The sequence below is a fragment of the Paenibacillus sp. MDMC362 genome, from assembly GCF_003269305.1.
In the GTDB taxonomy this organism is placed as follows: domain Bacteria; phylum Bacillota; class Bacilli; order Paenibacillales; family Paenibacillaceae; genus Paenibacillus_AQ.
The window spans coordinates 16,995-36,295 of sequence record NZ_QLYT01000016.1 but is presented as its reverse complement, the minus strand read 5'-3'; the positions used below and the strand labels follow the sequence as shown (position 1 = coordinate 36,295).

Annotated in this window: 16 protein-coding genes; 10 read left to right on the top strand and 6 right to left on the bottom strand. The window is 52.1% G+C overall.

The window, feature by feature from the left end; all coding sequences use genetic code 11:
* Nucleotides 1–6 precede the first annotated feature (6 nt).
* Nucleotides 7–1,518, top strand: coding sequence for a solute symporter family protein (locus tag DP091_RS07870; RefSeq protein WP_113057809.1), 1,512 nt, complete (start codon nucleotides 7–9; stop codon nucleotides 1,516–1,518).
* 134 nt (nucleotides 1,519–1,652) lie between these two features.
* Entirely contained in the window at nucleotides 1,653–3,191 is a 1,539-nt protein-coding gene (locus DP091_RS07865; protein ID WP_113057808.1) for a solute symporter family protein, read from the top strand.
* 46 nt (nucleotides 3,192–3,237) lie between these two features.
* On the opposite strand, the gene DP091_RS07860 is transcribed toward DP091_RS07865, so the two are convergent.
* On the bottom strand, nucleotides 3,238–4,122 hold the full coding sequence (locus tag DP091_RS07860) for a class I SAM-dependent methyltransferase (RefSeq protein WP_113057995.1): 885 nt from the start codon (nucleotides 4,120–4,122) through the stop codon (nucleotides 3,238–3,240).
* Between the two features lie 202 nt (nucleotides 4,123–4,324).
* On the opposite strand from DP091_RS07860, the gene DP091_RS07855 reads away from it, so the two are divergent.
* Nucleotides 4,325–5,065: an HAD family hydrolase gene (locus DP091_RS07855; protein ID WP_113057807.1), complete on the top strand. Its 741-nt coding sequence runs from the start codon at nucleotides 4,325–4,327 to the stop codon at nucleotides 5,063–5,065.
* A 327-nt stretch (nucleotides 5,066–5,392) separates the two neighbouring features.
* On the opposite strand, the gene DP091_RS07845 is transcribed toward DP091_RS07855, so the two are convergent.
* On the bottom strand, nucleotides 5,393–6,217 hold the full coding sequence (locus tag DP091_RS07845) for a helix-turn-helix transcriptional regulator (protein WP_113057806.1): 825 nt from the start codon (nucleotides 6,215–6,217) through the stop codon (nucleotides 5,393–5,395).
* Nucleotides 6,218–6,353: 136 nt separating this feature from the next.
* Here DP091_RS07845 and DP091_RS07840 point away from each other — a divergent pair, with 136 nt between their 5' ends.
* On the top strand, nucleotides 6,354–8,327 hold the full coding sequence (locus DP091_RS07840; RefSeq protein ID WP_113057805.1) for a glycoside hydrolase family 127 protein: 1,974 nt from the start codon (nucleotides 6,354–6,356) through the stop codon (nucleotides 8,325–8,327).
* Nucleotides 8,328–8,493: 166 nt separating this feature from the next.
* Here DP091_RS07840 and DP091_RS07835 read toward each other — a convergent pair whose 3' ends face one another.
* Complete coding sequence (locus tag DP091_RS07835; RefSeq protein ID WP_113057804.1) at nucleotides 8,494–8,970, bottom strand: glutathione peroxidase; 477 nt, start codon at nucleotides 8,968–8,970, stop codon at nucleotides 8,494–8,496.
* 265 nt (nucleotides 8,971–9,235) lie between these two features.
* On the opposite strand from DP091_RS07835, the gene DP091_RS07830 reads away from it, so the two are divergent.
* Nucleotides 9,236–10,156, top strand: a complete 921-nt coding sequence (locus DP091_RS07830) for an ABC transporter permease subunit (protein ID WP_113057803.1) — start codon at nucleotides 9,236–9,238, stop codon at nucleotides 10,154–10,156.
* Nucleotides 10,157–10,162: 6 nt separating this feature from the next.
* The gene (locus DP091_RS07825; RefSeq protein WP_113057802.1) at nucleotides 10,163–11,062 is read left to right on the top strand and encodes an ABC transporter permease subunit; all 900 of its coding nucleotides are present in this window, start codon (nucleotides 10,163–10,165) and stop codon (nucleotides 11,060–11,062) included.
* Nucleotides 11,063–11,189: 127 nt separating this feature from the next.
* Here DP091_RS07825 and DP091_RS07820 read toward each other — a convergent pair whose 3' ends face one another.
* Both DP091_RS07820 and DP091_RS07815 read right to left on the bottom strand, forming a co-directional pair.
* Nucleotides 11,190–12,659 carry an alpha-amylase gene (locus DP091_RS07820; protein ID WP_113057801.1) on the bottom strand — a complete coding sequence of 490 codons (1,470 nt, stop codon included), beginning with the start codon at nucleotides 12,657–12,659 and terminating at the stop codon, nucleotides 11,190–11,192.
* A gap of 308 nt (nucleotides 12,660–12,967) precedes the next feature.
* Nucleotides 12,968–14,011 carry a YeiH family protein gene (locus DP091_RS07815; RefSeq protein WP_113057800.1) on the bottom strand — a complete coding sequence of 348 codons (1,044 nt, stop codon included), beginning with the start codon at nucleotides 14,009–14,011 and terminating at the stop codon, nucleotides 12,968–12,970.
* 159 nt (nucleotides 14,012–14,170) lie between these two features.
* Between DP091_RS07815 and DP091_RS07810 the strand changes: the two genes are divergently transcribed.
* Entirely contained in the window at nucleotides 14,171–15,067 is an 897-nt protein-coding gene (locus tag DP091_RS07810; RefSeq protein ID WP_113057799.1) for a LysR family transcriptional regulator, read from the top strand.
* Nucleotides 15,068–15,231: 164 nt separating this feature from the next.
* Entirely contained in the window at nucleotides 15,232–15,450 is a 219-nt protein-coding gene (locus DP091_RS07805) for a DUF378 domain-containing protein (RefSeq protein ID WP_071218753.1), read from the top strand.
* A 460-nt stretch (nucleotides 15,451–15,910) separates the two neighbouring features.
* On the opposite strand, the gene DP091_RS07800 is transcribed toward DP091_RS07805, so the two are convergent.
* On the bottom strand, nucleotides 15,911–16,945 hold the full coding sequence (locus DP091_RS07800; protein ID WP_113057798.1) for a glycoside hydrolase family 18 protein: 1,035 nt from the start codon (nucleotides 16,943–16,945) through the stop codon (nucleotides 15,911–15,913).
* Nucleotides 16,946–17,369: 424 nt separating this feature from the next.
* On the opposite strand from DP091_RS07800, the gene DP091_RS07795 reads away from it, so the two are divergent.
* Both DP091_RS07795 and DP091_RS07790 read left to right on the top strand, forming a co-directional pair.
* Nucleotides 17,370–18,341 (top strand): ABC transporter permease, encoded by a 972-nt coding sequence (locus tag DP091_RS07795; protein WP_113057797.1) that lies wholly within the window; start codon nucleotides 17,370–17,372, stop codon nucleotides 18,339–18,341.
* Nucleotides 18,342–18,356: 15 nt separating this feature from the next.
* Nucleotides 18,357–19,265: a carbohydrate ABC transporter permease gene (locus tag DP091_RS07790; protein WP_113057796.1), complete on the top strand. Its 909-nt coding sequence runs from the start codon at nucleotides 18,357–18,359 to the stop codon at nucleotides 19,263–19,265.
* Nucleotides 19,266–19,301 lie beyond the last annotated feature (36 nt).

Here is a 19,301-nt window from a genome sequence, read left to right as displayed (position 1 = left end):
TCGACCATGGCTATCGCGTTGTTTTGCGGAATTGTATTGCTCACGCTGATCATAACGTATTACGCTGCCAAGAAAACAACCAACACCAGCGATTTCTATACGGCAGGCGGAGGGCTCAAGGGCTGGCAGAACGGGACAGCCATTGCCGGCGACTATATGTCTGCTGCCTCCTTCCTTGGCATCGCAGGCTCGATCGCGTTAGTCGGTTTTGACGGATTCTTCTATAGCATCGGTTTCCTTGTAGCTTACCTGGTGGTGCTGTACCTTGTCGCCGAGCCGCTTCGGAACCTTGGGAAGTATACGGTGGCGGATATGATTGCCGCTCGTTTCTCCGACAAGAAAGTGCGCGGCGTTGCAGCGCTGAATACGATTTCCATCTCTATCTTCTATATGATCGCGCAGCTGGTTGGGGCAGGCGCACTGATAAAGCTTTTGCTGGGACTGGACTATGTCACGTCCGTTCTGATTGTCGGCGTGCTCATGACGATTTATGTTGTCTTCGGCGGCATGCATGCCACGAGCTGGGTTCAAATTTCGAAAGCCGTGCTGCTCATGGCCGGCACGTTCATCATCTCGCTGATCGTATTCGCCAAATTCGATTTCAGCCTAACCCAGATGTTCCATCATATGAAGACGGCCACGCCGCTGCAGGAGGCATTCCTGAACCCGGGGAATAAATACAAAATCCCGCTGGAGACGCTGTCGCTCAACCTTGCGCTCGTACTCGGCACGGCAGGTCTGCCGCATATTTTGACCCGATTCTTTACCGTTAAGGACGCCAAGACGGCACGCAGCTCCGTGGTATACGCTACCTGGATTATCGGTATCTTCTATGTCATGACGATCTTTCTCGGTTTCGGGGCAGCCGCTTTTGTAGGAGCGGCGGATATTACCGAGGTCGATAAAGCGGGCAACATGGCTGCCCCGCTCCTGGCCAAGGCGATTGGCGGCGACTTCCTGTTCGCACTCATCTCGGCGGTTGCGTTCGCGACAATCCTCGCCGTGGTGACGGGCCTTGTGCTGTCCGCGGCATCCGCCTTCGCCCATGATTTCTACGGCCAAATCGTGCGCCGCGGCGAATCGTCGGAGAAGGAGCAGCTGAAGATGGCGCGGTACGCATCGATTGGCGTATCCGTTGTCTCCATTCTGCTCGCGTTGTTCGCCCAGAAGATGAACGTGGCATTCCTTGTTTCGCTCGCCTTCGCTGTTGCGGCCAGCGCGAATTTGCCGGTCATCCTGTTCACGGTGTTCTGGAAGAGGTTTAATACGACGGGCGCAGTGACCGGGATGCTGACTGGGCTGATCAGCACGGTGATTCTTGTGGCGCTTAGTCCGAATATATGGGATCCGGCCGGCAAAGCAATTTTGATTGGAGATCCGATCTTCCCGATGAGCAATCCGGGCATCATCTCTATTCCGCTTGGCTTTCTGGCAGCTTATATCGGCACGCTGTTTTCCTCTTCCAAGGATGAAGCGAAGTATGCCGAAGTGCTGGTCAAGGCCAATACGGGCGCGTAATCCGGATTCGATTCTTTGACCAAAAAGGGTGCATCCAGCTGCTTGGCAGCACGCGGGATCGCCCTTTTTTTGTCATTTTATCGTAAAATAAAGATATAACAGGACTTTAGGTTGAAGTGGAAGGAGGCATGCAAATGAATATGTCCGGCATCGTTTTTTTTCTGGCGGTTGTGGTCGGCACGTTAATGATTACGTATTATGCTGCAAGGCGGACAACGAGCACGAATGATTTCTATGCGGCGGGTAATCGTCTGAGCGGGCTGCAAAATGGCTTGGCCATTTCCGGCGACTATATGAGCGCGGCGTCCTTCTTAGGCATCGCGGGCTCCATTGCGGTGTATGGCTTCGACGGCTTTTTCTATTCGATCGGCTTTCTTGCCTCCTATGTGATCGTGCAGTACATCATAGCCGAGCCGCTTCATAACCTGGGCAGGTATACGATGGCGGATGCGGTGGCGGTCCGGTTCAGCGAGAAACGGCTGCGAGGATGTATTGCCGTCAACAACATGATGATTACGGTATTCTACATGATTGCCCAGCTGGTCGGTGCCGGGTGGCTCGTCCATTTGCTGTTCGGGCTGGAAACGTCGCTCGCCATCGTGCTGGTCGGAGGCTTAATGACCATTTACGTCACGTTCGGCGGCATGCTTGCGACTTCCTGGGTGCAGATCGTCAAGTCCATATTGCTGGTCAGCAGCACTTTTATCGTGAGTCTCATCGTGCTGGCAAGATTCGATTGGGATCTGGTTGGTTTATTCGAATCCATGAAGCGGGCGACCCCGTTGCAGGAGCGGTTTCTGATGGCGGGCAATATGTTCGACCACCCGCTCGACATGCTGTCGTTTAATATGGCGCTGGTGCTAGGGACAGCGGGACTGCCGCATATTATTGCGCGCTTCTACACGGTAAAAGACCCGCGTACGGTCCGTTCTTCGGTAAAAACCGCAACGTTTACGATCGGCATCTTTTATGCCATGACCATTTTTCTTGGTTTTGGGGCGGCTGCCTTCGTCGATTGGTCCGTTTTGTCGGAGCGGGTTGAGCTGGCGGCGCCGCTCCTCGCAAGCGCATTGGGTGGCGAATTCTTAATGGCCTTTGTATCGGCTGTTGCCTTCGCAACCATATTGGCTGTGATCTCGGGGCTTGTGCTGACGGCCTCCTCCGCATTTGCTCATGACGTCTATAGCAGCATTTTCCGCAGAGGACGTGCGACCGAGGCGCAGCAGATGAGAGTGGCCAAGCTTTCGGCCATTGGGGTTGGCACCGCTTCGATTGTGCTCGCCCTCGGCGCGCAGAAGCTGAATGTGGCATTTCTTGTTTCGTTTGCATTCGCGGTTGCGGCCTCGGCTAATCTGCCGGTGCTGCTGTTCACGCTATTTTGGCGGAGATTTAATACATATGGGGCCATGTCGAGCATTGCGGCCGGATTGGTATCCTCCTTGCTGCTCATGGCCGTGGGGCCTAACGTGATGGATCCCGGGGCCGGCTGGATTCGGGCCGAAGCGATTTTCCCGCTCAAGCATCCGGGTATCGTGTCCATTCCGATTGGTTTCGCTGGCGGTATTCTCGGTACCCTGCTATCCGGCAAAGTCGGCTCAAGCGGCCGATTCGAGACGATGCAGGCCATTGCCCATGTAGCCCCGGATGAGATTCGTACCCGCGAGCCGGGGTGACGTTCCCACATAAGCATGATGAAGGTTGGAAAAGGCGCTTCTTGCTTTATTTAATGCCAAGCCGCATACGGTAGCTGAGCATAACGGGTAGTGTCCGCCCTTGGAAGTGCTCCCCGACCAGCGCATGGAACTGTGCGATTTTATCGTTCAATTCCGTTTGTTTCAGCTTGAACACGGTCTGGATACCGCCTTGACTGACGGCAAGGCCGGTATATCGTTCGGCGGTGAACGGCTCTATATGATGGAATACGATCTCCTTGGAAAACCGGAACACTCCGCTCTCCCGGATATGCTTCAGATGCTCGTTCTTATTCCCTTTATAGGCCTTTTCCTGTGCCTCCACATGGCGGTCGATGGCGGCCTCTGCCCATTCGATCAGCTCATGGTAGGATTGCTCAACCTTCCAGGTCAGGCTCGGCGGCCAATCACAATCATATACCGCGAATATCCCTTCCTCACGCAGAACGCGGGAAACCTCCTTCAGCGTGCTGGCGGGGTCCATCCAGTGAAAGGATTGGGAACAGGTAATGATATCCGCAGACCGATCCGGGAGCGCCAATTGGTTCGAATAGCCGGAGACAAACCTGATATCGGCAAGCTGTACACCGTGGCTGCCGTCAGACTCTTCCTGCAGCGACTGCAGTTTGGCCATGGCCTTGCCCCGCATATCGTCATTCGGCTCAACGCCGATGACTTGATCCGCTGCGTCTTTCCATGCAAACGAGGATAGTCCCGTTCCGCATCCCAAGTCGACAACGAGGGAGGGCTTGCGCTCCAAATATCCTGTCAGCAGGGAGACAACTTCCTGGGGAGCTTCGGGGCGATGCTGGTCATAGGTATCCTCAAAGCCGGTGAAACGGTCCACGTTGCTGGCACGGTTGCCCTCGGGAACGAAACCCTTACTCCACACTTCGGTCATATCCTTGTTCATCATTATTCATCTCCTTGTCCGGTACATAAATCGGGCCTTACAATTGGAGGTCTTGGCTGCCGCGAGTCAGGATGCGTGTTCCAGTTGATATGTCCTGCCGCTCTAATTCCATCATATCATAGGAAAGGAACTTATTAACAGATAGGCTTGACCCGGGCGGTGCCAGTGCGGGTACAATAGAGAGATCGAATGGGGAAGAGGGATGCGTATGAAGACAGCAATATCACCGAAGGGAATCTTCTTCGATGTGGATGATACATTGTATGACCATCTGGCGCCTTTTCGCGATGCCGTTCAGAAGGTTGCCCGCCCTGATGGCGCGTTTCCGTATGAAGCCGCTTATCACCGGATGCGTTATTACAGCGACAAGCTGTCCGTGGAGCTCGGAGGGGCTGGCACGGCGGCATACGGGGAAGCGGTTGAGGATATGCGCAGGCGTCGTTTCCAATTCGCGTTGGCCGAATTCGGCATACAGCTGACTCTCAAGGAGGCAGAGGCGGTACAGCAAACCTACCTGGAGCGGCAGTATGACATCACGATGTTTGAAGGCGCCCGGGAGCTTCTTAAGAAATTGACGGATGCCGGGCATGTCGTTGGCTTGATCACCAATGGTCCGGCAGAACACCAGATGAACAAAATCGCGGCTATGCAGCTGGGTGACCTCATACCGGAGGAGCGGCTGTTCGTATCGGGAGCCGTGGGCTGGGACAAGCCCGATCCGCGGATATTCCACCATGTGAACCGCCTGACCGGAACGGAGCCGGAGGACTCCTATTACATCGGCGATTCGTGGCGCAATGATGTAGTTGGCGCACTGGCTGCAGGCTGGCATGTGATTTGGTTCAACCACCGGAGCGTCGGGCCGGAATCGGAGCATCAACCGCAGCATACCGTGGCGAGTTACGGCGAGCTGGAGCGGCTGCTGGATGAAGTTATCGGATAAAAAAGCCGAGGGAAGCGCCATGCCAAGGTGTATGGGGCATGAATTGATGGCGGAGGTGCGATGATGCCGCCGGACAACTAGGGTTTTTAGCCAAAAATTCGGCTGGATCGCGGACAAGTTCGGCGTATCAGGCAGCTTAATCTGCCGGATGAAGCGTAACATTACGCAATCGATTCATTAGAGACGGGCCCGTGGGGGGGCCGTCTCTTTTTGCGTGGACAACGCATCTTCAGCTCGATGCTCCGCGAACAAGGCCCCTGCGGATCCCAACAGCTAATCCTGAAGGAAAAATATGGCAACGCGCATCCCGAGTCTCCATACCGATTCTTACTCCGTGTACTGCTTTCGGAATTGCAGCGGCGATAGGCCGAAACGTGCGGAGAAGCGGCGAGAGAAATAGGGCGGATTTTGAAACCCCACATGTTCCGCAATTCGAGCCATGGACCACTGGGTGGTCAGCAATAGCCGCTTGCCCTGGTCCAATCGGTATTGAAGCAGGTATTCCGTAGGCGTTACGCCGTGCGATTCCTTCATGCAGCGCGTCAGATAGTTGTAGTGGAAATGCAAGTCGGACGATAAACGTGCGTTGCTGATGGGCTCGCGATAATGCATTTTGATATAGGACTCCACCTGCTCCGCGACTTTGCGTACCCGCGATTGTTCCTGATCCGATCTGGATGGGTCCAGCAGCTCCAGCAGCTCGATAAACAGCGTTTGTTCGCGCCAAAATGCCGTGGACCTCGGTTCCGTTGCCAGAAGGTGCAGGGAATCGAACAGCTGATAGGCTTGCTCCGGATAAGGAATAGGGCCATGCCTCGGCAGCTTTATGTTGTGTGAGATCGAATCGTCGCCGGCTGCGCTTGATGCTGCGCTCTGAAAATGCAGCCAATAAAAGGAGGTTTCCTCCTGGCACCCCTGCACGGCGTAATGGTATGCATCCGGTAATAGTACAGCGCAATCCCCTGGGCCGAGCGCCCACTGCATATCCTCCTCGCCCAGGAACAAGCAGCCGCACTGAACCAGAATGAGATCGTATACGCCAAGGTTTCTCCGGTTGGGATGCGACTCGCCCGCCATATAATGCGTTTTTCCGGATTCAAGGAAGTAGGGGAGCGGCGGCGAAGGAATGGAAAGAACACTCCGTTCTGTCAAGGTAACACCTCCAGGGAAGTGTGAAATCGTATAAGAATTTAGGTCATTTCTGTTATCGTTTTCATCCTATCATAGAACGTAGAATGGGAAGTGTCGAGGCTTTATCATTCGAATCCCAAAGGAGTGTATATTCAAGATGATAACTCTTACTTCGCGTTCAGCTGCGGTCCCCCTTAAGCAAGTGAAACTGACGGACCCTTTCTGGTCCCGTTACATAGAGCTGGTGAGGGAAGTGGTGATCCCATACCAATATGAAGCCCTCCATGATCGAATTCCGGGCGTGGAACCAAGTTATGGCGTGTCCAATTTTCGAATTGCTGCCGGCAGGGAGGAGGGGGAATTTGGCGGTATGGTATTTCAGGACAGCGATGTCGCAAAATGGCTTGAGGCTGCAGCTTATTCGCTTGCCATTCATCCGGATTCGAAGCTGGAGGAGCAGGTGGATGAGCTGATCGATCTTGTGGCCGCTGCCCAGCAGCCGGATGGCTATCTGAATACATATTTTACGGTGAAGGAGCCGGAGAAGCGCTGGACCAATCTGACGGATTGCCATGAGCTGTACTGCGCCGGCCATATGATTGAAGCCGGAGTTGCGCATTACCGGGCGACGGGCAAGCGGAAACTGCTGGACGTGGTATGCCGCTTGGCGGATTACATCGATACCGTCTTTGGACCCGAGGATGGCAAAATCCATGGGTTCGACGGCCATCAGGAGATTGAGCTGGCACTGGTCAAATTGTACGAGGTAACCCAGGAGCCGAGATATTTGAGTCTGAGTCAGTATTTTATAGATGAGCGCGGGACGGAACCCCACTTCTTCCTTCAGGAGTGGGAACAGCGAGGGAAGAAGTCATTCTACCGCTCTGTACTGCATCCTCCGCATTTGGCTTATCATCAGAGCCATCTGCCGGTGAGGGAACAGAAGGAGGCGGTCGGGCATTCGGTCCGCGCGGTTTACATGTATACGGCGATGGCCGATTTAGCTGCCAGAACGAAAGACCCTGCTCTGCTTGAGGCTTGCGTTAATCTGTGGCATAACATGGTCCGTAAACAGATGTACATTACCGGGGGGATCGGCTCCACCCATCACGGCGAGGCGTTTACCACGGATTATGACTTGCCGAACGATACCGTATACTCGGAGACCTGCGCATCCATCGGGCTGATCTTTTTTGCCCAGCGCATGCTGCATCTGTCACCCAAATCGGAGTATGCGGACGTGATGGAGCGCGCGCTGTACAACACGGTCATTGGCAGCATGGCTCAGGACGGGCGTCATTTCTTCTATGTGAATCCGCTTGAGGTATGGCCTACGGCCTGCCGTCATAATCCGGGCAAGTTCCATGTGAAGCCGGTTCGGCCCGGCTGGTTCGCCTGCGCATGCTGCCCGCCGAATGTGGCGAGACTGCTGTCGTCGCTGGGTGAATACGTGTATACGATGAATGAGGATACGCTGTATACCCATCTGTACATCGGCGGCGAAGCCGAGGTCCGTCTCGGGAACGTGCCGGTGAAGATAACTCAGACCAGCGCGCTGCCATGGGATGGGAATGTTACGCTTACGATTCAGCCTGAGCAGGCAGCCGAGTGGACCATCGCTCTTCGCATTCCGGACTGGTCGCGCGGCAAAGCCGTTATGCGGGTGAACGGGCAAGAGGTGACCGTGGAGGATATTACCCAAGACGGCTATGCCTACGTCAAGAGAGTGTGGGCACCGGGTGACGCCGTAGAATTGGCATTCTCCATGGAGATCCATCAAGTAAGAGCCAATCCCAACATACGGGGGAATGCCGGCAAGGCCGCAATTCAGCGCGGGCCGTTGGTATACTGCTTGGAGAGCGTAGATCATGGAGCGCCGGTATCCTCGCTGTCGCTCGCAGGCGATCCGAAGCTTCATTCCCGGTTCGATCCGGATCTTCTTGGCGGAGCCGTTGTCATTGAAGGGGAGGGATGGCTTGAGGAGTCTGATGATTGGGGCGATGAACTGTATCGTTCCTCTCCGAAAAAGAGGCTTCCCGCATCATTAAAGGCCATCCCGTACTATTTATGGGGCAACCGCGGCGAGAATGAAATGGCAGTCTGGGTGCGCGAGCTGCCGCACACGGTTTAAGATCGTACAGCCCGGCTCTCCCGAATAGGGAGTTGCCGGAGGAGCCAGCACACGAAGGATGCAATGGCATAGCATAGACGATGCCGGACCACATAACATAAAGGGCTTGCCCAAGGTCGATGGACCTCGGGCAAGCCCTTTTTTTATCCGAATCGGCGGCCTGCCTTTATAACAGCTTCTTGATATCCTCTTCTATTTTCTCCGGAGTATCCGTTGGCGCAAAGCGCTTGACCACTTTACCGCTGCGGTCCACAAGAAACTTGGTGAAGTTCCATTTAATCGCTTTAATGCCGAGTGCGCCGGGCGCTTCACTCGTCAGATGCCTGTAGAGGGGATGGGCACTCGTGCCGTTCACATCAATTTTGGAGAATAGGGGGAAGGTGACGCCATGATTGAGCTTGCAGGCCTCCTCGATCGCGGAGTCCTCTTCCAGCTCTTGATTCATGAACTGACTGCTGGGGAAGCCGAGAACGGTCAATCCTTGTTCGCGGTAGGTTCGGTGCAGCTTCTCCAGGCCGTCGAATTGAGGGGCAAAGCCGCATTTGGTTGCTGTATTGACAATGAGCAAGACGTCGCCTTTATAAGACTCCAGCGTTTGGGACTCGCCGCGTATCGTTTTTACTTCATATTCATAGATGGACATCGCCGTAGAACCTCCTCCAATGAGATGTATATACAATCAGATTATATTCTTTCGCCCTGGATTGCAATTTGATAGAAACGGCAGCGGCAATTATATGCTATTTGTATGACAAAAGCTGGAGTGTAATACATGATGCGGAAATATAAAAAGTAAAATTTTGTATTTTCATCTGGACTTATTTAGGAGATCTATGATAGTAGTAGAATAAGTGCTTAATCGAGTGAACCAAAAGGGGTACTTCTGAAATCATGCGTGGGAGGACGGTATGAGATTAAAAACGCAAATGCTCAAAACGACGGTGACCAGCCTGCTGGCTTTTATGTTCATCGTCCTCATTGTTCTGGTTCCGAGGGATTTGAATCTATCGCTGGACAGCAATTTGTGGGTGACGAATTATTCCTTTGACCTGGGTGAGTATGTTACGTATATACGGGATTATTTTGCAGCCGCTATTCAGAACGGGACGCTGGGAGAAACACGGTATATCGGCCAGTCCTCGGAAGCGGCCGCTTTTGAGGCCGTCGGCAAAAGCCTGCTGGTTATCGTATCCGCTTTAATCCTTGGATTTGTGTTCGGCATTCTGAAGGGAGTCCTCGACTACAAATTGTCCAAGACCAAATTCAGTGTGCTGGGGCACTGGACCACATGGCTGTTCCAATCCGTTCCGGATTTTTTTCTGATGCTGATCGCCCAGTGGGTGCTTATTAAGCATGTACCGGCTGTCCGTTATTTTGCGGTTGACGGCTGGGAGGCCTTCGTGCTGCCTTCGCTGCTCGTGTCGATTTACCCGATTTTCTTCATTGCCCGAATCACGTCGGCTTCTCTGCTTGCGCAGGAAGGCAAGTTATACATACTGCTGGCTAAAGCCAAAGGGCTGAGTGACCGAAAAGTCGTATACAAACATATGCTGCGCAACGGTATCGCGACCATCCTGACCCATCTTCCGGGCCTGCTCGTCTTCATCTTGTCCAACCTGCTCGTGGTGGAATATTACCGCAACTATCCGGGGGCGGCGTGGAGATTGTTTCTGGCACTGGATTTCAATACGTTCAGCGGCACCGGCGGCAATTATGAACCGGGTGTCATTATTTATATCGCATTTTCCTTCATGGTGCTGTTCATGATCGTCCAATGGATCAGTCAATCGGCACGCAAGTCCTTTGATCCCCGATCAGAAATGAGGTGAGTCGATTTGAAGAATGTCCCTTTATGGATTGGCGGCACGCTGCTTGCCTTCTTTGTTTTTGTTATGCTGGCGGGGCCGTATATGCCCTTTATCGACAAGGATTTGAAACAGGAAACCTCCAGATGGGTGATGAAGGACGGGAAGCAGAAGCTGACGCTTCCGCCCTATAAGCCTTCTTCGAAGAACTGGCTGGGATCGGATAAGAAGGGGGTCGATAATCTGAGCAAGCTGGTTGTGACCGCCAAGGATACGATTCTGCTTGTGCTTGGGATTACGGCTGTTCGATATGCGATAGGCGTGCCCCTGGGATTGATCGCCCGTAAGAAAAAGGGCTTCATCCACCGGTTCATTACCTTCTGGAACCAGCTGTGCTCCTATTTGCCGCCGGTCTTCGCTTCGGCTCTGCTGCTTGCGCTGCCATTCTTTCTCTTCTCCCAGCAGCGGATGGGCTGGGCCATTCTGATTCTGGCCTGCGTTGAGGCCGGCCGGGTTGCCATTACGATTCAGCAGCAGGCCCACAAGATGGCAAGCGAGCCTTACATGGAGGCCGGAACCGCGTTAGGACTTCGCACGAGGACATTGACGAAAAATTACTATATCCCGGTCATGTTCCCCGAGGTGATCGTCAACTTCTGTTTAGATATGGGAAAGGTCATGCTCCTGCTCGGCCAGCTTGCGATCGTAAACATTTTTCTTGGTCATGAGTGGAAGGAAGTTAACTATTATGTCATGGAATTCGTGGAGACCGGGTATAACTGGGCGACCATTCTGTCCAAGCATCGAGCGGATATATGGTTAGGAAAGTTCCAATTCGTTGTGTATCCCGCATTTGCCATGATGCTGTTAATCATCACCTTCAACCTGTTAGGCGAAGGCCTGCGCCGTCGTTTTCAGGTTAAAGGCTGATCGGTGCGTGGCCGTTAACGCGAATAACCGGAAGGATGAGGGTGTGCGCCAAGTGCTTTCCTGTCCATTAGGAGTGCTTGACGAAACCGATCCTTCCGGTCTTTTTTGATGTGTAAAATGTTGCTGCTTACGCTTCTACGGGAATATCCGGGTGAGCCCAGACGGACACGCTGCCGCCGTTCACCGGAAAGTGAGCGAAGCCATCCTCGCCGATTGTAATGCGATCCTTCCGGGTGCGTGTCAGATCTACCCATACCTCTCCGGCTCGATGCTTGCCGACAAACATCCGCTTATCCCCGGCTTCGCCATTGGCGATGACCACCGCGCAGCCGGAAAACTCGATTTCCGGGATGCCGCGGCGGACCCAGCCTATCGTATTCGGGTGGTCAAAATAATCATCCTGCTCGCCATACGCCCGGTTCGCTCTGGCATACAGCAGCGGATCAATCGCTTCCTTTTTGCCAGGTATGGGTTTCTCGCCGCCGATTCCGTAATAATCGCCATAGAAGACGGAAGGATAGCCGTCCTTTCGCAGCAGGATCAACGCATAAGCGCTCTGCTTGAACCAATCCTCCACCCAGGATTCCAGTGATTCTTGCGGCTGCGAGTCGTGATTGTCCACAAACGTGACGGCATTCATCGGGTGCGACTGCACGAGCGTATCGTCAAAGATCGTCCGCAGATCGAAGGAACGGCCGGCTTTGGAAGCCGCTTGGAGTTTATAATGAAGAGACACGTCAAACAGATCGATCTTGTAATCCACCGTATCCAGAAAGTTTCGACAGTCTTGAAGCTCGGGATTCCAAAACTCGCCCACGATGTAAAAATCATCACCGCGCTTTTTCTTCATGGCAGTGGCAAATTCTTTAATGAAATCATGGTTGATATGTTTGATCGCATCCAGCCGGAATCCGCTGCACTGCAGCGTATCCACCAGCCACTTGCCCCATGCGAGCATTTCTTTGCGTACATCCGGATGGCTGTAATCAAGGTTGGCAAACATCAAGTAGTCGTAATTGCCGAATTCATTGTCAACGTTATCGCTCCATGATTTGTTCTCGCCGACGATCCGGAAAATGCCGGAACGTTTGCTGATTTCGTCGTAATCGGTACCGTTAAAATGAGTGAAATTCCACTGGAACGAAGAGTAATGCTCCCCCCTGCCAGGGAAGGTGAATTTGGTCCAGCCCTCAATTTCGAAGGGCTTCGATATATCCTTGGTCCGATCCATCTCGTCGACCTGTACCACCCGAAACCGCTCGGTTTCGTCTGCGCCCGCCTTATGGTTCATGACCAGATCCACATAGACGGCAATCCCGTTCTTGTGGCAGGCCGCGATGGCATCGATCAATTCCTGCTTGGTTCCATATTTCGTGCGAACCGTTCCTTTCTGATCGAACTCTCCCAGATCATAGAGATCGTATACGCCGTAGCCATTGTCCTCTGCGGACGTAGCTTTTGTCACCGGAGGAATCCATACCGCATCGATTCCCGCCTTGCTCAGCTCCGGGGCTGCGTTCTTGAGTCGGTTCCAGTGCGAGCCATCGGCTGCAACATGCCATTCGAAGAATTGCATAATCGTATGATTTCGTTGCATACTTCCATCTCCTCTATCATGATAGCTCTGCATGTTTACTGCATACTAAGCTCAAATACCCAAGAAAGCAGGGGAGCTAAACCTTCCACCCGAAATGGGCGGGATGGCTACATTTAGTTTTACCCTAAAATGGAAAGAAAAAGACGGGGGTTGTCGTATTGGCGGCCATCCAAACATGGCTTGCAATCCGGCATTATGGGATAGGAATGGAGTATGGGGCTATTCACCACAAAAAAACCATCCCCTGCCGGGAGTTTGTCGCAGGGGATGGTTTTCCGCTTTATACACTTTGGCTGCCTTCCGCTTACTTATGCCATGGCATAAGTAAGCAGAATCAGCAGCACGGTGGTGATGGACATGGCCAGCAGCGGCCGCCAGGCGCCGCGTACATCCTTCAAGTGGACATTCAGGCCAAGTCCCACCATCGCCATGGCAAGAATGAAGGAAGCTGCCTGAGAAATCCAATCTTTGATCGGCAGGGGAATGATCGGTTGTCCGGTAAATTCCCAGCTTCCCAGTACACTCGCTGCCATGAAGCCCAGCAGAAACCAGGGAAACTCCATCCGTGTTTGACTCTGCATACGCCCGGTGCGCTTCATCCAGACCATAAGCGCGATACTGAGCGGTACGAGCAAGAATACGCGTCCCAGCTTGGCAAGCAGGCTGATCGCAAGGGCATCCTCACCTGCTGGAGCAGCTGCCAGTGCCACATGGGCGATTTCATGAAGACTGACACCCGACCACACGCCGTATTGGGTGGCTGTTAAGGGAAGCAGCGGCTGGACGAGGGTATAACCGATAGCAACAATGGTTCCAAGAAAGGCAATCAGCCCCGCACCTAGCGCAGTGTCTTTCTCCTTCGCCTTGAGGATCGGGGACACGGCGGCAATGGCCGCCGCACCGCATACACCGGTTCCAATGCCAAGCAGAAGGGACAAGGACATATCGGCCTTCAGCCATTTGGCAATCAGCAGAGTAAGCGCGATGGCAAATATGACGCTGATCACATCCCTCATCATTAAACCCAGGCCTTGCTGGAACACGATGCCGATATTCAACTTAAGGCCATATAGAATGATTGCTAGTCGCAGCAGCCGCTTGGCCGTGAATTGGATTCCTATGCGCAGTCTCTCCGGGTAACCTCGCAGCTGTCGATACATTGCGGCGATGAGAATCGCCCACGCGAGCTGGCCAAGGTAGCCAAGGCCCGGCATGCTTGCTAATACGTAACCGATGAGAGCGATGACAAAGGTAAAGGCAATGCCGCCTGCTGCGGCGGGCAGCGTATGCTGTGTCCATCGAACCAGACGATGGACCTGTTCTTGTGATTTGGAATAGGCTGGCTCTGTCATAAGATGTAACCTCCGATTCGTTCGGTTGGTCTGAACCCATCATATCCCATTCCAATGGATAAGAAAAATAAATCATTATAATGATCATCATAAGTAATATATTATGGTAATATAACTCATAACCATTCGTGGATATTGCGAACGAAGGAGGCCAAAAGCGTGGATCAACCATTGGAGGTATTCGTTACGGTGGTAGAGAAGGGGAATTTTACCCGTGCGGGGGAGGAACTGCTGATGACACAGCCCGCGGTAAGCCAATATATCCAAGCGCTCGAGCGCTCTGTAGGCACCAAGCTGCTGGAGCGAACCAATAAATATGTCCGGCTAACCAAAGCGGGAGAAATCGTATACCATCATGCGAAGGACATTCTGAGCCTGTACACCCGCATGAACACGCTTGTGGACGATCTGATGCATCGGGCGAGCGGCAATCTGTCCATTGGCTCCAGCTACACCTTCGGGGAATATATGCTGCCGCATTTGATCGCTTATATGAGGGAACATTATCCCTTGATCCGCCCATCGATTATGATCGGGAACACCAAGGAGGTGGCGGAGATGATACTGGGCCATGAGGCGGATATCGGCATCGTGGAGGGAGATTATCAGGATGATAAGCTGCATATCGAGGCCTTTGCCGAGGATGAGATGCTGGTGATGGTTCCCCGGGACGGGCGGTATGATCATCTGCAGGAGCTATCGCTCTCCGAGCTTGCGGATGAGACCTGGATTGTCAGGGAAGCGGGATCGGGCACCCGCGAGGCAACGGAGCGGATGTTCTCACGGTATCATATTCGCCCTCAGCATATCGTGGAGTTCGGAAGCACCCAACTGATCAAGGAATCCGTGGAGGCAGGTCTTGGCGTTACGCTGCTGTCGCGATGGGCGGTGCGCAAGGAGGTACAGCTCGGAACGCTGCATATGCTGGTACCGAATGGCAGACCCGTGGCCCGGCAGTTCTCATGGATTACAAAGAAGACACCTTATCATACCAAGGCTGTAGAGGTGTTTCTCGAGCTTTTGCATCATAAACGCGGCTTCCCCAAGGGGGTCTAAAGGAAGAGAACGATCCCGGTGCAAGAGCATCCCCCTTAAGGGGATATTTTTTTGTTCGGACATGATTACACACGCCATAATTGGTTAAAAATAGATACTAAAATCATAGATGAACATACATGCAACGAATAATCTAAAAAAACGGACGTAAGGAGGGTAAAACGATGAGAACATTTAATACAATAGCTTTGCTGTTATTGATTGTTGGAGGCATTAACTGGCTTCTGGTCGGTCTGTTTCAATACGACCTGGTAGCTGCATTGTTTGGTGGACAGAGCTCCATCGGCTCCCGCATCATCTATACGATTGTCGGTCTGTGTGCATTGTACTCGATCCGCTTCTTTGGTGATGTTACGAATGACGACCGAAATACAGCCAGATAAGTTAGATTTAATCACATATAGATAACATAGTTTTTGAGGAATATCCATACCCTCATAGATAAAAAAGCCTTTCTGTGTTCAGGAATGGCTTTTTTTTCTATCCATAATCCAAGATTGTCAGTCAATTGTAATCCTCGTGTCAGGTGCAAGATCAACATATACAGTATGAAATTTCCAGTGTTTATAAGGCTTTGCATGCTCTATAGTTAAAGATAAAAACGACATATTTACGGAGTTCGGAAGGAACTTCTAGAATAAAGCCAAGCCATTGCAGCGCAGCAATCCGAAGTTAGCGACATGATAGAAAACATAACGTACTATCTGTCGACATCCTCCGTTTAGCGTAGGCAATGAAATGAAAAGGACTCCTTCACATGAGGAAAGAGTCCGAACGAATAGCGAAATAAAGACACCTGAAGGGGAGTGAAACAGGTACAACTCAAGCAGGTCACCACTCTGTTTAAGAGTGGAATGCCTTATACATGGAATCCAGCAGGCTGTGTGTCGCATCACAGCTGTATTCCCAGAACATAATACCAGCCAAGCCTTGATCCTGTATGTATTTGCATTTATGAGTCAGAGATTCAGCATCATCGTAAGTAATGAAGCTGCTGCCATCGAATAAATAAGGCGCTTTGGCTTCGTCATCCCAGTACCTTTTATAGGAAGGATTGTTAAAATACTCGGCTGCGAGCTGGGTATAGGTTGGACCGTAACCGCCGGAAGATGGAGCGACCTGGAGGTAACCGTTGTTCACATCCGGCACATCTTTCCACTTCCTGGAGTAGAATGCGGCCCCGATCACGATTTTCTCGCGCGGCACACCGGCTTGAGTAAACAGACGGACGGAGGCATCGACGCTGATTCGGAACAGATCGCCGGTTGAAGTGTACAGGTTGGCGTGATGGCCCGTCAGCGTCTGAAATCCGCCGCGCATGTCGTACGTCATCAGCTGAATGAAGTCGAGGTAGGAGTGGATGTCATTGATTTCGGTGCCATCGATATAATACTGATCGGCTCCAGCCGCGATCGTGAGCAGATAGTGTGTCTCGTCCCGCCCGTACTGATCCAATGTTTCCCGGAGCTCCTTCAGCAGCATCGTGAAGTTCTTCTTGTCGTTTGGCGATGCGGTCGTTCCTGCGATCGAGTAGCATGGATACTCCCAGTCCAGATCAATGCCGTCGAATGGAAACTCTTGCAGCAGCTTGATTGCCGATTCGCACACGCTTTGTCTCCCTGCGGACGTTGCTGCCGCTCTCGAGAATCCGTCGGAGCCCCAGCCGCCAACGGACAGCAGGACGATTAATGCGGGATTGACGGCTTTCAGGCGATGGATCTCGTGGATGGTGTTCGTATCGGTATACGTAATCTTGTCTTCTCGGATATGGGCGAAAGCGATATTCAAGTGAGTGAGCCGCTTGGCATCTTCGGTCGTGATCTCGGATAAGACCTTGCGCCCTGCGTAGCCGGCTAAAATCCAGGATGATGGCTGCATGCGTAATCCCTCATTTCTTTTTAGAATATGTCAGTTTTGCTTTTACGGTTTATTTTTCCAACTTAAGGTCAGATATCACATCTGTCAAGGGTCATCCCATTGGCCTGGATGACCCTTAACCGGAGGGGAAGGGGGCAAATACCACATGTTTTCCTGCTTGAAAACAACAATGACAAGAATGGGTGAGACGTGAAAAGCCCGTCATACCAGCACATTGGGCTATTTTGAACAGACAATAGAAATGACATATTTACGGATCATGCGGCAGTCCATACACTTGGGATGTAAGCGTTAACAATTCTGAAGCGGGCAAGCCGCACGCTAAGGATGTGTGGTCAGGAAGGCTCTTTCTTTTACATTGAACAGGGCTGCTTTTCCGAAAAAAACATGGCCGGATTTTCATTAGAAAAGGAGGGGGCAACCTATGCAGCAAGATGGTCAATCCGCCCTGACACAAAGCGTATCGGTTAACACGATGCCGAATCGTAAGAAAAATACATTATGGAGGAGGATGATTCGAAACTGGGAGCTGTATTTGTTTATCGCTCCGGCATTTCTGTATTTTGTCATTTTCCATTATGGGCCGATGTACGGGATCCAAATCGCCTTCAAAAACTTCATCCCGACGTTGGGAATAACGGGAAGCCCGTGGGTCGGATTCGACCACTTCGAACGCTTCTTTAACTCTTATTACTTCTGGGACTTGCTATGGAATACCTTGAGCATCAGCTTGTATGAGCTGGCCATCGGGTTTCCGCTGCCCATCATTCTGGCATTGGCCTTCAATGAAGTGAAGGATTCATTCTTTAAGCGTACGGTACAGACCGTCACGTATGCGCCGCATTTTATTTCAGTCGTCGTTATGTCCGGTATGATCATTACGTTCTTGTCGCCTTCGTCCGGCATGATCGTAAATTTTGTGGAAATGCTGGGCTTTCAGCCGCCGCAGTTCCTGACAGATCCCGCTTGGTTTAAGACTGTGTACGTGCTGTCGGGCGTCTGGCAGAGCGCGGGCTGGGGTACCATTATCTATCTGGCCGCTCTGTCGGGTGTCGATCCGCAGCTGCATGAGGCTGCCGTCGTGGACGGTGCGAGCCGATTCAAACGCATTCTGCATATTAACATTCCGGCGATTGTACCAACGATCACCATTCTGTTGATCCTGAACATGGGCAGCATTTTGGGCGTCGGATTCGAGAAAATCCTGCTCTTGCAGAACCCGCTGAATATGAGCTCTTCCGATGTCATCTCGACTTTTGTTTATCGCTCCGGTCTGGTTGACGCACAGTACAGCTTCTCTACCGCCGTCGGATTGTTCAATTCGGTCATTAATGCGATTCTGCTGATTGCGGTGAACCAAATCGCTCGTCGCACCAGCGAAAACAGCCTGTGGTAGAAGGGGGAATAACATATGTCATCCACGGTAAGGGAAAGCAAAGGGGATAAATTATTCCTGCTATGCAATTACATCTATCTGACGATTGCACTGATCATCGTACTGTACCCGCTGCTGTACATTGTCAGCGCCTCTATCAGTGATCCGAAGTACGTAAGTTCAGGTGAAATGTGGCTATTCCCGAAAGGGATAACTTTTGATGGATATGCCCGGGTGTTTGAGAATGCCAACATTTGGATTGGCTACAAGAACACGATTATTTATACAGTGATAGGTACGATCGTGAACCTGATTGTCACGCTGCCAGCAGCCTATGCGCTAAGCCGCTCAGATTTTGTGGGCAGAGGATTTTTTATGGCGGTGTTCCTGGTTACGATGTTTTTCGGCGGGGGACTGATTCCGAGTTACCTGCTCGTGAAAGACCTTGGCATGGTCAACAGCATGTGGGCTCTTATTCTGCCGGGAGCTGCGTCCATATGGAATATCATTGTGTCCAGGACGTTCTTCCAATCGACCATTCCGAAGGAGCTTCAGGAAGCGGCCCATATCGACGGCTGTACGAACTTCCGGTTATTCATCAAAATCGTGTTGCCGCTCTCGATGCCGATTATTGCCGTCATGGCACTTTTCTACGGCGTCGGACATTGGAACAGTTACTTCAGTGCCATGATTTATCTGAATGATGCCGCGAAGTACCCGCTTCAGCTCTTCCTGCGTCAAATCCTGGTACTTCAGGAGATGGCGGCACAGGGCGGCGGGGCGATTGACGCCTCATCCGCAGCAGCGATGAATTCCAAAGCGGAAATTGCCGCACTGGTCAAATATGCGGTCATTATCGTTGCGACACTTCCGGTTATTGCTGTTTACCCGTTCCTTCAACGTTATTTTGTGCAGGGTGTTATGATTGGTTCCGTTAAGGGCTGATCTTAAACCATACAATCCACACCAAAAAAGGGGAGT